Consider the following 232-nt stretch of genomic DNA (forward strand, 5'->3'; position numbering starts at 1 on the left):
TTCTTCTCCGTTAGTCTCACCATCACCATCACAGTCTGCGGCTGCCCATACGGCATAATTCTCATCACTTACATCTGGTACTGTTGCTGTTCCACTTACATCACATGGATCGGTTGGATCGGATCCATTCATGTCTTCTGTTCCGTTGGTCTCACCATCTCCATCACAATCGGCGGCTTGCCAGATTGGATTACTCGTATCGGCTGTACTTCCTGCTGTAAATACACATGGA

Annotated in this window: 1 protein-coding gene; it reads right to left on the reverse strand. The window is 47.8% G+C overall.

All coding sequences use genetic code 11. The features are described 5' to 3' along the window. On the reverse strand, positions 1 to 232 hold a 232-nt coding region (locus IL45_RS15200), incomplete at both ends, for a hypothetical protein (protein WP_036585628.1).

It is taken from the genome of Nonlabens ulvanivorans (assembly GCF_000732625.1).
Lineage (GTDB): Bacteria > Bacteroidota > Bacteroidia > Flavobacteriales > Flavobacteriaceae > Nonlabens > Nonlabens ulvanivorans.